Raw genomic sequence first — 14,386 nt, 5'->3', positions numbered from 1 at the left:
TTTGGTTGAATGCCAAACTTGGTTTGCTCGTTTGGGCGGTACTGGAATTTAATTGATGAACCTAATGCCCAAGACCGAACTGCCTCTCACATTGACTGGCCGCGATGTAACGGCAGTTTTGGGGCCTACAAACACTGGCAAGACCCATCTTGCTATTGAACGTCTTCTTGCGCACCGGTCTGGAATGATTGGTTTGCCGCTGCGACTTTTGGCGCGTGAGGTTTACAATCGGGTTGCCGAACGGGTGGGCATTGCCAATGTCGCGCTGATCACCGGCGAAGAGAAGATCAATCCGCCGGGCGCTCGCTATTCAGTTTGCACAGTTGAGGCGATGCCGCGTCAAACCGATGTGGATTTTGTTGCGATTGATGAAGTGCAACTCGCCAATGACCTTGAGCGCGGTCACATTTTCACAGATCGCATCCTTCATCTTCGGGGACGTCAGGAAACAATCCTGTTGGGTGCCGCAACAATGCGCGGGATCCTCGAAAAGCTTTTGCCGGGTATTTCCGTAATTACGCGGCCAAGATTGTCTAATCTCACTTATGCCGGTTCAAAGAAGATAACGCGCTTGCCGCCGCGGACGGCCATTGTCGCTTTCGCGGCGGAAGAGGTTTACTCAATCGCCGAGTTGATCCGCCGACAAAACGGTGGCGCTGCGGTTGTTATGGGAACATTGAGCCCGCGTACCCGAAACAAGCAGGTCGAACTCTATCAGTCGGGCGATGTGGATTATCTGGTCGCAACTGATGCGATTGGTATGGGGCTCAACCTGGACGTTGATCATGTGGCCTTTGCCCAAGACCGCAAGTTTGACGGCTATCAGTTCCGCGATCTTTCTCCTGCCGAGATCGGTCAGATTGCCGGACGTGCCGGTCGACATTTGCGAGATGGTACATTTGGCACCACAGGCCATGTATCAGGCTTTTCTGAAGCCCTCGTTCAGCGTATCGAATCGCATGCCTTTGATGCGGTCAAAATTCTGCAATGGCGAACCGCTCGTTTTGACTATTCCAATCTTGATGCGCTGAAGCGCTCTATTGATACGCCCGCGCCAATTGAGGGGCTGACGAGAGCACTACCTGCGGTTGATCAGCAGGCTTTGGAATTTCTCTCGCGCGATCCGGACATTGCACCACTTGCGAACACACCGGAGCGAGTGGCCCTTTTGTGGGATGCCTGCGCATTACCGGATTACCGCAAAATTGCCCCCGCGCAACATGCGGACATCATCGCGTCCGTGTATACCGATCTTGTTGAAAAAGGTCATGTGAACGAAAATTACATGGCTGAAGAAGTGCGCCGGGCTGATTCCATTGACGGCGATATTGACGCCCTTTCTCGGCGTATCGCACAGATCAGGACGTGGACATTTGTGTCTCATAGGCCCGGTTGGCTGGCAGATCAGGCACATTGGCAAGAAAAGACGCGTGAAATTGAGGACAGATTATCCGATGCACTGCATGAACGGTTGACGAAACGCTTCGTAGACCGCAGGACAAGCGTGCTTATGAGGCGCCTGAGAGAGAATACAATGCTAGAAGCCGAAATTAGCCCTGCCGGGGACGTTGTTGTCGAAGGGCACCATGTTGGACGATTAGACGGGTTCCGCTTTACTGCGGATGCCCAAGATGATGGAACAGACGCCAAGGCCATTAAGGCCGCAGCGCAAAAAGCCCTGGCGGCAGAGTTTGAAAATCGTGCCGAGCGATTCTCAGCATCTGCCAATGGCGATTTCGCGCTGGCGTCCGACGGTACGTTGCGCTGGGTCGGCGCGACGATTGCTTCTGTCGTGTCTGGCGAACAGGCCCTGAAGCCGCGCGCTGTACTGCTTGCGGACGAGCAGCTTACCGGCCCGGCTCGTGACAAAGTTGCAGCACGCGTTGAACGCTTCCTTAGCCATCACATCGATACGGTATTGAAGCCACTTGTTGATCTCGCCAACGCGGACGCGCTGGTCGGTATCACCAAAGGCCTTGCGTTTCAGCTGGTCGAAAACTTTGGTGTTCTGCAACGCCGGGATGTCGCCGAAGAAGTTCGTGGTCTGGATCAAGACTCCCGTGCGGCTCTGCGCCGCTTGGGGGTGCGTTTTGGTGCCTACCACGTATTCCTGCCTGCTTTGCTCAAGCCAGCTCCTGCCGGTCTGCTGACGCTCCTCTGGGCTCTTAAAGAAGATGCCAAAGATCGTCCGGGATACGGCGATGTTGTGCAGGTATTGTCTGCGGGCAGAACGTCTGTTGTGACTGATGCAAGCTTTGATCCCGCATTTTATCGTTTGGCAGGTTACAGATTGCTTGGCCGTCGGGCTGTTCGCATCGATATCCTTGAACGCTTGGCTGATCTCATCCGTCCTGCGCTGGCTTGGAGGCCCGGAACGGGCGTGCGTCCTGATGGTGCCTATGATGGTTCGCGCTTCCTGGTGATCCCGGCGATGATGTCGATTCTTGGCGCAACGGCAGATGACATGGAAGAGATTCTCAAAAATCTTGGATATCGTCAGGAAGCGGTCGAGCCCGCGGTTGTTGCTGCCAAGCTGGCAGAGCTTGAAGCAGTAGCAAATGCTGCGCTGAAACAAGATGTGCCAACCGCCTCTAAAGTACCTGCTGCGGAACCAGTCGGTCCAGGTTTCGTCAATGCATCAACGATCGAAGCTGTTGTTAAACCTGTTGCGGATGTCAGTCCGGTTGTAGCGGTTACGACTGAGGACGCACCGAAACCAATTCTTCTGTGGCGTCAAGCTCGTTTTGATAATCGCAATAATAATCGCGGCAATCATGAGAAGCGTGACAATCAGCGTGGCGGACAAGCGCGTAACGGCCAAATTGAGCAGAGGACCGCTCGACCGGATCGTCCGTCACTGCCTCAGAATGAGCGTGGTGAACGTAAGGAGCATTTTCGCGGTAAAGGTAAACCGGCGGGTAATGAGCGCTTCAAACAGGATGGCGCGAAACATGGCGGAAAACCACAAGGGCAGCACAAGGCTCCGGCCAAGCGTCCCGAACGCGAGGAACGTCCAGTCAAGATCGATATGGATTCGCCTTTCGCAAAATTGCTCGCCCTGAAGGAACAAATGAAGAAATAAAGCGATGGCAGAGGCCGAGGGGAAAAAGGGACAGCGTATCGATAAATGGCTGTTTTTTGCACGGGTGGTAAAATCCCGCTCCCTTGCGGCCAAGCTGGTGTCCAGCGGGAATGTTCGTCTCAACAAGGTAAAAATTGATCAGCCATCTCAGAATATCAAAACTGGCGATGTGCTGACAATTGCCTTGGAGCGTCGTATCCTTGTTTATGAAATCGTCTCCGGTGGGCTGCGGCGTGGGCCGGCTGAGGAAGCACGGGAGCTGTATAAGGACATTTCCCCACCTCCTTTACCGAAAGAGCTCAGCCGCCTGGACGCGTTGCCAAAGCGTGATGCAGGAAGTGGTCGCCCCACAAAACGGGAGCGACGGCAAGTTGATCGTTTAATGCACGGTGACAATGACGATTCCAGTCAATAATGCCGGCCGACAGGTGGATGGAATAAACTTCGAAGTTTAAGCTGAATTCCAATATGCTATACCGCAATATCTCTATTGCAGAGGAATGAATTTCTTGTTCAGCTCCGATGAAGGTGCGAACAATGCCGCCGAGAGCTTGCCGGTAACCCGACAACCGCGTTCTGGTGCCGCAGTCTTGTTCTTACCTCTTGTCAGCTTGGCAGCAAATCGTTACCTCAACGATTGTACCGCTGATCGTGGTGTCTTCTGGAGCCGTAAATGACTTATGTTGTGACCGACAATTGCATCCGCTGCAAATACATGGATTGCGTTGAAGTCTGTCCGGTCGATTGTTTTTACGAAGGCGAAAACATGCTGGTCATCCATCCGGATGAATGCATTGATTGTGGTGTCTGCGAGCCGGAATGCCCTGCAGAAGCCATTAGACCGGACACTGAGCCGGGGCTGGATAGCTGGTTGCAACTCAATTCCGAGTATTCCGAGAAATGGCCGAATATTTCGACCAAGGGCGAAGCGCCTTCTGATGCCAAGGAAATGGATGGCGTAACCGGTAAGTTTGAAAAGTTTTTCTCTCCGGAACCTGGCGAAGGCGACTAATGTTCAAAGGAATAATGCTGGCTAAGCTGGATTTGCTGCAATAAGCAAGTCTGTAGACGCTCGTTTTTTGAGCAAATGCAGCAAAAATTTGATTCTACTCGGTTTTCATGTTATGGTGCTGAAATATGTTGATCATTGGACGTCAATTTCGTGGCGCTAAAGTATAAATCACCACTTGGCTAGATTTTTTTCGGACGTAGCAGTTCAGGGTATGCTTGTTTGTCATTCAGCCCAACTGATCCGTCCGGATTGCTTTTGCGCGACACCATTGACGACCGACAAACCGGGTTCCGGTTTCCAGTGGTTGGTTTAACCGGTGCGTTTTGCCGGGCGCAGCAGGGAGTAATGAAGCGCATGACAGTAGTTCCGCAGAAAAAAGCCGCCCAGCGTATTGGATTCAAGACGGGCGAATTTATTGTATATCCGGCACACGGCGTTGGTCAAATTGTCAATATTGAAGAACAGGAAGTTGCAGGCCACAAGCTTGAACTGTTCGTTATTGATTTTCAGAAAGATAAGATGCGCCTGAAAGTGCCTGTTGCCAAAGCAACGGCCATCGGTATGCGGAAGCTTTCTGAGACAGATTATGTAGAACGCGCACTGAAAGTGGTACAGGGTCGTGCGCGCATCAAGCGGACCATGTGGTCGCGTCGCGCGCAAGAGTATGATGCGAAGATCAACTCAGGCGATCTGATTTCAATTTCCGAAGTTGTACGCGATCTTTTCCGCGCTGATAATCAGCCGGAACAGTCCTATTCAGAACGCCAGCTCTATGAAGCAGCGCTCGACCGCATGGCTCGCGAAATTTCTGCTGTCAACAAGATGTCGGAGACAGAGGCCGTCCGTCTCATCGAGGTTAATCTCGCAAAGGGACCAAAGCGCGGTGCAAAGACTGATGAAACTGAAACTGAAGTTGAAGCAGATGTAGTTGCTGAAGACGAACAGGAAGAAGCCGCGTAAAGAGCCTATTCCCTCAGAAAAAAGCCCGGCTGTGCCGGGCTTTTTTGTTATTCGCTGATAAGCTTCACCTTGTCGCCAACCGATACCGTTCCGCCTGGCGGCATAGCGTTGATAAGGCGAAAGAGATCAAGCTTGCGATCTGTTCCCATGATCTTGCTCGAAAGAGATGACAAGGTATCGCCGGCCTTCACCGTCACCACGCGGATACGCAATGGTTTGGCGGCAGCCTTCTCCTCGGGGGTTAACAACCGAAAGCTTTGAACGACTGTTTGCGAAGCAGGCATCAATGCAGCGCTTCCCGCAGGCGCGGCGGTCAGAAAGCGGTAGATACGGTTGCCGGCATTGACGACAAAAATGTCAAACTCCCACCGATCCGCCTTTGCCTTGGCGCGTGCTGCGGGCATCCCGTTAAAGGTTGTAGCAGTCACACTGGAATCATCTAGTCCTGTGACCCAACCACTGCGCATGTAGTCGGTCATTGATGGATTACCAGAGATTTGTGTCCCGTCGAAGCGGATTGCAACCTCACCTGCTCCCGTGGCCATGACAGCATCGGCGCTGTTATCGATGGTAAAGCCATCAGGAACGGTAAAGCTCACACCCAAAAGTGGATGGACAAAATTCCTGCCACGCACATAACCTTCCTCAGGCGTGTCGCCGTAAAGGATACCATCGATACCCTTCAGGAAAGAATCGCGATCGGTCGTGCCAACTCCAGGTGCGCCTATGCGGCGCGCGTGACCGCGCGCAAGCTCAATGCGTTGCGGAGCAGAGGGGTGGCTTGCAAGGAAGTCGAGGCTGGCATCTGTCGCGCCTGACACATTGCGGAAGTCAGCATAGGAAGCCATGGATTGCAGGAAGCGGGGGGCTGCAAAAGGATCGTAGCCTGCTTCGCCGATCATCTTGATGCCGATAGCATCCGCTTGGAGTTCCTGATTGCGTGAGAACTGTGCCATTCGCAGTTTGCCACGGATCAGAGCCTCTTGCCCCGCTGTATCGCCCTGCAGTACTTCCGATACGACCCGTCCGGCAATGACGGCTTCCTGCTCGCGCTGCTGGCGTTCGATGCCATGGTTTGCAATGACGTGACCCATTTCGTGAGCAAGAACTGCGGCAAGCTCGGCACTATCGTTTGCGAGGGCCAGAAGGCCACGCGTCACATAGAGATAGCCACCCGGTAATGCGAAGGCGTTGATATTTGGCGAGTTAAGGATCGTAATGCGGTAGGTGTGGGTCGGGTTATCGGAAACGGTCGTGAGATTACCAACAACCTTGGCAACCATCCGCTCAAGCTTTGCGTCTTTATATTCGCCGCCATAGGTTGCGAGAATACGCGGGTGCTGCTCGGCGCTAAGCTTGGCCAACCGGTCATTTTTATTGACGTTGTCTACGGTAACGGGATTGGAGGACGGCCCAAGAGCGGCATCTTCCTTGGTGACATTGAGCACCTGGCAGCCTGAAAGAAAGGCAAGCATCATCACGACCTGCGCGGGCTTTCTACCGCGATTGGCTGCTTGAAACCATGCTGTCTTCAGGGGTGACGTGTGCGAACCCAGAATCATATCCTCTTCGTACCGAGCGCCAGGAGACTCGTATGTCTTTGTTCTTGCTAGCCCGATGCGCGTCCGGGAGCAAGAATTTCATTGTTTTCTTGAGGGTGGCAAGGCGTCGAAAATATGTCAAAGCTCAGACTCTTTGCTACCGAGGTAATTTCGCAACAGCGAAGGTCCCCCATTGGACAGCAAATCTTTAGCGGGACCGGAGGCGGCTATATGCCCGTTCTCAACGAACAGGAGCGTTGATGGCAAGTACAAGGCATCGTCCGGATGATGGGTCACCATGATAATCGTCATCCCGGTTTCCTTGTGAAGATCTCCGATCAGATCAAGCATTTCATGACGTAGCGCCGGGCCTAATGATGCAAAAGCTTCATCAAGCAATAAAACGGGCCTGTTACGAACCAATGCGCGGGCAATGGCAACGCGCTGACGTTCCCCGCCGGATAGAGCTTCGGGTTTTCGTCGTTCTTTTCCCGTAAGCCCAACTTTCTGGATAGCGGCCTGTATGTCAGCCTGATCTGTCTGACTAAGCTTGAGGTTGGATCGGCGACCAAGCCCCACATTGGATACAACGTCGAGATGGGCAAAGAGATTATTGTCCTGAAATACCATTGAGACCGGTCGTTGTGAAGGCGGCAACGCGGTGACATCAAGATCGCCTATTCTTACCAAGCCTCCAACCGGCCGCTCGAAACCTGCAATAAGATTAAGCAGCGTCGATTTTCCCGATCCGCTAGGTCCGATGATCGCGGTTATCGAGCCAGATTCGATGAATATATCGAAGTTCATAGCCATTTCGCCATAGTCAAAACGAACGGCGTCGAGTTGAACTGAGACGCCATTTGTTGCTGGCTCAGCCATTGTTGCTATCCCTTCTGGCCAAGCTGGTTGCACCTCTGTCAGCGATTATCATGAGTATCAGGCAAAGAGCCGCAAGGATTAGCGCAAGTCCTGCAGCGTCGTCAGTACGGTAGCTCCCCATTCGCTGCAACAGCAAATAGGGCAGGGTGAGAATGCTATCGTTGCCAAAAAGCGCAATCGTTCCAAGATCCCCGAGGGACAAAGCCATGGCAAAAGCAAAAGCGATGCCCAGCGGTCGCTTTAAAACCGGCCAGTCAATGATCTGGAGTCGATTCCAGCCGGTGATACCAAGCTGCTCGCAAAGCCGGTTGTTACGGCTCGCTGCGGTATCCCATGACGGACGAAGAATGCGAAACGCAAAGGGGATGGCCATAGCGGCGTTAACGCAAACAACCATGAGGGGTGCAATACTGAACGGATCGACGAAGTGGCGGGAGAGTATGAACCATCCCGCACCAATGACGATAGGCGGCACGACCATGATCAGGCTTGCGCCAAGATCAAGGGAACGCTCGAACATTCCGGCACTGGCATAGCGTCGTCTGGTTGCAAGAAACTCGCGTGCAATTACCAGACTCATTGAGATTATCAGCGATAGTGCTGCAGCGGTCGCGCCGAGAATAAGACTTGTAGCAATTGCACGCCAGACCATTGTCTCGGATAGAAGCCGCGTAAGGTCCGCGGAAAGTCCGGAAACGACCGTGCCGACAATGGGCAGGGCGATGAAGAGAAAACCAAGCAGGATTAATGTGATATTCCACGTTCTAGCCTGCCAGGAGGGTGTGTCGAGGCGGCGTGTCGTCGTGCGCATGCTAAAACCTTCTTCGGTTGGTCGACCGGCCAATGACAGCACGGAAAGCACGGCGATAGTCAGACAAAGCTGGAGAAGCGTTAATGAAACTGCTCTGGCGATGTCGAAATCAAAGTGAAGGGATTGGTAGATTGCAACTTCAAGTGTTGTAGCGCGAGGCCCGCCGCCAAGTGTCAGAACCACTGTGAACGAGGTGATGCACAGCATGAAGATCAGGCCAGCCACTCCGGATATATTGCGCAGAATGACAGGCCATTCGATCAGCTTGAATTGGGTCCAGTTGCTCATTCCCAATTGTGATGACAGCTTCCAGTAATCTTCCGGAATGGAATCAAGGCTTGAAAGAATAAGCCGTGTCGCCAGCGGCAAATTGAAAAATACATGGGCTAGAAGAATTCCCGTCAGCCCGTAAATGTCAGGAACGATATCCAGTCCGAGCCATGCAAATGTTGAGGCAAGCAATCCGTTCCGCCCATAAATACTGGTGATACCGAGGACAGCTACAAGCGCCGGCAATGCCAGTGGCAGCGCAAACAACCGTAATATCATCCCGCGCCCGGGAAAACTCTGCTGTGAGTGCAACGCGCATGCAAGCGGGATGGCAAATCCCACCGAAAGCACCATGGAAAGCAGCGCTTGCAGGATTGTGAAACGAGCGATCCGCCAGAGATAGCTGTCGAACGCGGCAAACCCTTCCGTGCTGCCACGGAAAGCTTCGATTGCAAGGCTGAGTAAAGCGCCGCCTGCCAATATACTGAGAAAGGCGAGGGCGAGAGCCCCCGCCACAGGTTTGATCAAGCTTGCCGCCATTGGTGTTATTTACTCATGGCTTCCAGCCATTCGTCGATCCAGGCTTTGCGGTTTTCAGCCACTTCTTCAGCCGTGAAAGTGAGTGTCTTGGACGGTTTTACCAGCGTATCGAAAGCCGGGTTAAGCGGAGTGGAGGTTTTCGCCGCCGGATACATCCAGTTGCTTTCCGGAATGGTGTCCTGAAAGGCAGTACCTGTCATGAATGTCAGGAACTGCGCTGAAAGCGGGTTTTGGGACCCGTTCACCGTTTGCGCCGCTACTTCGACCTGCAAATAATGGCCTTCTTCGAAAGAAGCGGCTTTATAGCGGTCGGTTTTTTCGGCGATCAGGTGATAGGCAGGTGATGTGGTGTAGGAAAGAACCAGCGGCGCTTCACCTTTGGTGAAGAGCCCATAGGCTTCCGACCAGCCGGGCGTAACGGTCAAGACACGGTCTTTCAACTTAGCCCAGGCTTCACCGGCTTTGTCGCCATATACCGACTTGACCCACAATACGAGACCAAGACCCGGCGTTGAGGTACGGGGATCTTCAATGACAATCTTCTGCTTCGGGTCACCTTCAACGAGGCTTTTTAAACTCGCAGGAGCGTCTTTGATTTTCTCGCTGTCATAGATGACGGCGAAGTAGCCGTAATCATAAGGAACGAAGGTATCATCCTTGAATCCACCGGGGATATCGACCGTGCTGGCGTCGATACCATGTGGCGCGAAAAGTCCGGTTTGCCGGGCTTCATAGGTCAGGTTGGTGTCAAGTCCGAGAACAATGTCAGCCTTTGTAGAAGCCCCCTCGAGTTTCAGCCGGTTGAGCAGTGCAACGCCATCGGCAACTGCAACAAAGTCGACTGTGCAGGTGCATTGTTTCTCGAAAGCCACTTTGACTTTCGGTCCCGGTCCCCATTCGGCTGTAAAGCTTTCATAGGTATAGACCGTCAGCTTGCCTTCTGCGCTCGCAGTGCCGGCAATGCCTAATGCAAAAGCACTGGTAACAACGGCAAACTTCATAAGATCGGGTAGTCGCATAGGCACCTCCTGGAGTTGGATTTTCAAAAGGATAGGTGCGCCGGCCTGTAGAGCCGCATCTAATCCCTCCGCCGGTACAAACCGGATCAGGTTCCGCGGGTTGACTGGATTGTTCCAGCCTCTCAGCCTGTTGATGCAGGCACCCCGTTAGAGCAGGAGCCAGATTAAAGACTATAGCCATCAAGCGCAAGCGGCCATAGGCTAGCCGCTTGTTTTTGTTGTGCTTCCCCCTTGCCACGCCCGCTTTTGCGTCTGGCTGTTGATGGATGGGGAAAGACGGGCGGTCATCGAAGCGCGTCTTGGTAGATAAATTATGCGATCCGAGGACCGCCCGTCCGGCGATTTTGTCATCTGCCCGTTCCGCTTGGGGGGCTCCGGCTGCGTCAGGCACGCCATTTGCGGCATGCCCCTAGTCGCCGACGCCCCTTAAAGTGCTCGTCCAGCACGCGCCGCTCCTAGTAACGGCAGGGGAACCCTTGGACAGAACTTCCCCGGACAACGGGTCCGTAACCCGCCATCGGAGGCGCCCATCCTTCCCCAACTTCGAACGGCTCCGGAAGCAGTTCCCCGCGGGAAGGACACGAAAAGAATAAATCAGCTCCAAAGCTGTTGGATAAGTTTTCCGAGATTATTTTTGGAAGGGAGGAGCAACCGCAGTTTTTCGGTCAATGCAGGCTCGGGAAGTGGGAGTTTGCCTAAACAGAATGCGTGGTTCGCCCTTCGACAAGCTCAGGAGGGCTCACCATGAGGAAGGTTAGTGGGCTGCACGCTAATCATCAGCGTTTGCAGATACATTGCAAATCCTGACTCCCTGCAATTACCGTCCTTCCTCGTGGTGAGCGTCCTGAGCTTGTCGAAGGGCAAATTATGCAGGGATTTACGCAGTCGATCTTCCTCGTGGGAGTAAAAGCTTACGCATTAATGAACCAGACCGGAAACGCCCAGTAGCGTCTCGATCGTATCGCCCTGTTGTTTCAATTCCGCACTGGTGCCTTGCCAGGCAATTCGTCCGCGTTCCAGAATGAGCACATGCTCGGCAAAGTCGAGCGCGCTTTGTATGCGCTGTTCAACGAGCAGGATGGTCATTTCCCCGCTGGATGCCAAACGCGTAAGCGCGGCCATCAACTCTTCGCAAATTACCGGCGCCAGCCCTTCCAAAGGCTCATCAAGTAGAAGCACGCTGGGTTTCCCTAGAATCGAACGAGCCGTTGACAGCATCTGCTGTTCGCCGCCGGAAAGTTGAGAGCCGAGATTTTTCCGTCGCTCCTTCAGGCGGGGAAACATGTCATACGCTTCCTCCAGCGCCGATTGCGGGCGGCCCTTCAAACCGACGAAAAGATTTTCCTCGACGGTTAGCGAAGCGAAAATGCAGCGTGCCTGCGGAACATACCCCAACCCTTTCAGGGCACGGGCAGAGCTGTCGAGGGTTTCAATGGCCGTATCGTCAAGCCGTATCGAGCCATTGTAACGGCGCGTCTGCCCGGCAAGTGTTGCGAGCAATGTTGTCTTGCCCATGCCATTGCGTCCCAACACAGCGAGGCGGCCACCAGAAGGTACCGAAAATGAAATGTCTTCCAAAATGCGGGTTGGGCCATATCCGGCACTAAGACCTGTGACCTCAAGCGACGCTGCTGTCATGGCCATAACTCCCAAGATAGGCTTCACGTACGCGGGGATCGCGTGTCACATCGGCTGGTGATCCGTCGAAAATAATCTCACCAGCGGCCAGGACGATGACCCTTTTGGCAAAGCGAAAAACAAGATCCATGTCGTGTTCGATCATCAGCACGGCGAGGTTGTCAGGCAGTTTTGCAAGTGCTTCCTCAATGCGTCCGGTATCGCTTTGCGGAACACCTGCGGCGGGCTCGTCGAGCAACAGAACCTTAGGCCGCAATGCCATGGCGAGCGCTATTTCGAGAAGACGCTGCTGCCCATAGGCGATCTGGCGTACCTTACTGTGGCGCAATGAGTCGAGGCCAAGTGTCGATAAGAGTTCGTCGACTTCAGAGCGCATACCGGACAGAGCCATATAGTTTCCGAACATGCGACCGGACTGTTTATTGCGCTGTAGAATGGCAAGGGCGATATGCTCTTCAGGGGTCATGTCAAGGAAAAGACGTGTCACCTGAAACGAGCGCACGAGACCATGGCGTACACGTTGGGTCGGGTTGAAACGCGTCACATCGTCTCCGCCAAGTCTGACGGTGCCGGAATCGGGCCTCAGGTGGCCGGTAACCAGATTAACGAATGTTGTCTTGCCAGCGCCATTGGGGCCGATAAGCGCTAAACGATCACCCGGTTGCATGGCGAGGCTGACATTGCGGGTAACGGCAAGGCCGCCGAAGTTTTTTTGCAGATTTTCAACCTGAAAAATGAAGTTTTGGCTCATGACCGGCGCTTCCATAGGTTTGGCAGGCGTTCCAGCGCTGTGCCGTAGATGCCGCGCGGGGCGCAAAGCACAACCGCGATGAGCAGAGCACCGACAAGAGTAAGCCAATGGAATGGATTTGCGGCTGAGACAAAATCCTCGAAGAACATGAACACAATTGTTCCGATGAAGGCCCCATAGAGTGAACCAACTCCTCCCAGAACCAGCATGACAAGCGCTTCCGCAGACATTGTAAAGCTGAGACTGTCCAGCCCGACAACCTGTGTCGAGATGGCAGTGAGCGCACCGCCTATCCCGGCGACAGCACCGGAGATCGTGTACATTTTGAGAAGCGTACCGCGCACGGAAGCGCCCATGGCCCGAATACGCATCGGATCTTCTTTGATGCCCCGGCACAGCATACCGAAAGGCGATTGTACAAGCTGACGCAAGAGCATGAAAACCACCAGCAGAATTACAATACTGAAGACATAGGCCGTGCGTCCCCACAGGTCGAACTGGAAGATGCCGAAAACTGCGTCTGGAGCGATGCCTGAAAGGCCATCGCTACCACCGGTATAGGTAGATGCCTTGTTTGCAGCTTCATGGAACAAATGGATGATCGCGATAGAGAGAACAAGTTGCGACAGGCCATGCCCACGCAGGATGATTGCGCCGGATAGAAGCCCGGCGGCTGCGCCGCCCAGTGCGCCGATCAACACCATGGTGATGGGTTCGGTGATGCCAAAATGAGCTGCTGCGATACCGGCAGCATAGGCTCCGGAGCCGAAAAGTGCCGCATGACCAAGAGTTGCAACGCCGCAATAGCCGGTCACCAGATCAAGCGACAGCACCAGTAGCAGGATAGCGGTGATGCGGGTGAGCAATGCGAGATTGTTCGGAAAAATGAGATAGAAAACAATCGCAAACAGAACCATTACTGCAAGCCCAGCCAGATCACGCTTGAAGTGACCATGTTTGGTCGAGGCCGGTGCTTTTTCATCAATTACCGTCATTTCAGTTTGCCTTTCCGAGCAGGCCGCGCGGGAAGAAGCTGACAATGACAATCACGGCCAGATAGAAGAAGAACTCACCATATTCGGGCATGAGGTAGCGGCCAGTCGTATCGATGCCACCAAGGAGAAGACAGGCAAGCAGCGCGCCTGCAATGGACCCCGCGCCACCGACGGACACTACGACAAGGAAGGTCACCATATAGCGCAGGGCGTAATAGGGCTCGATAGGCAGAAGCTCAGCACCGACAACCCCACCAAAAGCGGCGAGCCCGACAGCAACGGCAAAGCTTGCCGCATAGACAACCTGCGTTCGAACCCCAAGCGCAGCAGCCATGGACGCATTATCCACCGAGGCACGCAGCTTGACGCCAAAGGATGTGCGCTCGATCAGATACCACAGAGCGAGGGCAACGGTGGCTCCGCAGCCGATCGCAAACAGCTTGTGCGCTGCAATCGAGCGGAAGCCGAGATCGACAGGTCCGCGCAAATGTTCGGGTAAGGGAATAGTCTTCAGCGTGGGGCCGAAGACATAATTAGCGATGCCGATGACGCAGAAGGTGATGCCGATTGTCATCAGAACCTGTGTCAATTCCGGTGCGCCATAGATTCGCCGGTAAAGCAGACGCTCGACCGGAATGGCAATGATGATGGTAGCAAAGACGGCAAGCAGCACTGCAAAACCATAGGCAAGACCGAGATCACGCACCGCGTAGGATGCGATGTAACCGCCGATCATAGCAAAGGCCCCATGGGCGAGATTGACGACCCGCATCAGGCCCATGGTCACTGAAAGGCCGATTGAGATGACGAAGAGCACCATGCCATAGGCCAAAGCGTCTATCGCTATGCTGAACACGGTCTGCATGATTCTATCCTGCCTTGCGGGCC

12 protein-coding genes and 1 riboswitch are annotated in these 14,386 nt (G+C 53.9%); of the genes, 4 read left to right on the top strand and 8 right to left on the bottom strand.

Annotation, left to right across the window (positions count from 1 at the left end):
• The first annotated feature begins 55 nt into the window (after window positions 1–55).
• The 4 genes from ABKW30_RS01615 to ABKW30_RS01600 all read left to right on the top strand — a co-directional run bounded on the left by ABKW30_RS01615 (window position 56) and on the right by ABKW30_RS01600 (window position 5,054).
• Window positions 56–3,082: a helicase-related protein gene (locus ABKW30_RS01615; RefSeq protein WP_348596278.1), complete on the top strand. Its 3,027-nt coding sequence runs from the start codon at window positions 56–58 to the stop codon at window positions 3,080–3,082.
• Window positions 3,083–3,086: 4 nt separating this feature from the next.
• Window positions 3,087–3,497, top strand: coding sequence for an RNA-binding S4 domain-containing protein (locus ABKW30_RS01610; RefSeq protein ID WP_348596277.1), 411 nt, complete (start codon window positions 3,087–3,089; stop codon window positions 3,495–3,497).
• Window positions 3,498–3,755: 258 nt separating this feature from the next.
• On the top strand, window positions 3,756–4,094 hold the full coding sequence (gene fdxA, locus ABKW30_RS01605; protein WP_348596276.1) for a ferredoxin FdxA: 339 nt from the start codon (window positions 3,756–3,758) through the stop codon (window positions 4,092–4,094).
• A 345-nt stretch (window positions 4,095–4,439) separates the two neighbouring features.
• Entirely contained in the window at window positions 4,440–5,054 is a 615-nt protein-coding gene (locus tag ABKW30_RS01600) for a CarD family transcriptional regulator (protein WP_348596275.1), read from the top strand.
• A 47-nt stretch (window positions 5,055–5,101) separates the two neighbouring features.
• On the opposite strand, the gene ABKW30_RS01595 is transcribed toward ABKW30_RS01600, so the two are convergent.
• The 8 genes from ABKW30_RS01595 to ABKW30_RS01560 all read right to left on the bottom strand — a co-directional run bounded on the left by ABKW30_RS01595 (window position 5,102) and on the right by ABKW30_RS01560 (window position 14,363).
• Window positions 5,102–6,532: a M48 family metalloprotease gene (locus ABKW30_RS01595; protein WP_348597563.1), complete on the bottom strand. Its 1,431-nt coding sequence runs from the start codon at window positions 6,530–6,532 to the stop codon at window positions 5,102–5,104.
• Window positions 6,533–6,733: 201 nt separating this feature from the next.
• Window positions 6,734–7,474 carry a thiamine ABC transporter ATP-binding protein gene (gene thiQ, locus ABKW30_RS01590; protein WP_348596274.1) on the bottom strand — a complete coding sequence of 247 codons (741 nt, stop codon included), beginning with the start codon at window positions 7,472–7,474 and terminating at the stop codon, window positions 6,734–6,736.
• Window positions 7,467–9,095: a thiamine/thiamine pyrophosphate ABC transporter permease gene (thiP, locus tag ABKW30_RS01585; protein WP_348596273.1), complete on the bottom strand. Its 1,629-nt coding sequence runs from the start codon at window positions 9,093–9,095 to the stop codon at window positions 7,467–7,469. The genes thiQ and thiP overlap by 8 nt, the downstream gene beginning before the upstream one ends.
• A 5-nt stretch (window positions 9,096–9,100) precedes the next feature.
• Window positions 9,101–10,114, bottom strand: coding sequence for a thiamine ABC transporter substrate binding subunit (thiB, locus tag ABKW30_RS01580; protein ID WP_348596272.1), 1,014 nt, complete (start codon window positions 10,112–10,114; stop codon window positions 9,101–9,103).
• Window positions 10,115–10,160: 46 nt separating this feature from the next.
• Window positions 10,161–10,271: riboswitch (TPP riboswitch) on the bottom strand.
• A gap of 761 nt (window positions 10,272–11,032) precedes the next feature.
• On the bottom strand, window positions 11,033–11,752 hold the full coding sequence (locus ABKW30_RS01575) for an ABC transporter ATP-binding protein (RefSeq protein ID WP_348596271.1): 720 nt from the start codon (window positions 11,750–11,752) through the stop codon (window positions 11,033–11,035).
• Window positions 11,733–12,503: an ABC transporter ATP-binding protein gene (locus ABKW30_RS01570; RefSeq protein ID WP_348596270.1), complete on the bottom strand. Its 771-nt coding sequence runs from the start codon at window positions 12,501–12,503 to the stop codon at window positions 11,733–11,735. The genes ABKW30_RS01575 and ABKW30_RS01570 overlap by 20 nt, the downstream gene beginning before the upstream one ends.
• The gene (locus tag ABKW30_RS01565; protein ID WP_348596269.1) at window positions 12,500–13,498 is read right to left on the bottom strand and encodes a branched-chain amino acid ABC transporter permease; all 999 of its coding nucleotides are present in this window, start codon (window positions 13,496–13,498) and stop codon (window positions 12,500–12,502) included. Before ABKW30_RS01565 ends, ABKW30_RS01570 begins: the two co-directional genes overlap by 4 nt.
• Window position 13,499: 1 nt before the next feature.
• Window positions 13,500–14,363, bottom strand: coding sequence for a branched-chain amino acid ABC transporter permease (locus tag ABKW30_RS01560; RefSeq protein WP_348596268.1), 864 nt, complete (start codon window positions 14,361–14,363; stop codon window positions 13,500–13,502).
• Window positions 14,364–14,386 lie beyond the last annotated feature (23 nt).

The organism is Phyllobacterium sp. SB3, from assembly GCF_040009165.1.
In the GTDB taxonomy this organism is placed as follows: domain Bacteria; phylum Pseudomonadota; class Alphaproteobacteria; order Rhizobiales; family Rhizobiaceae; genus Phyllobacterium.
Note: the sequence above shows the minus strand (reverse complement) of the source record. Positions and strands in the feature narration are given on the sequence as shown.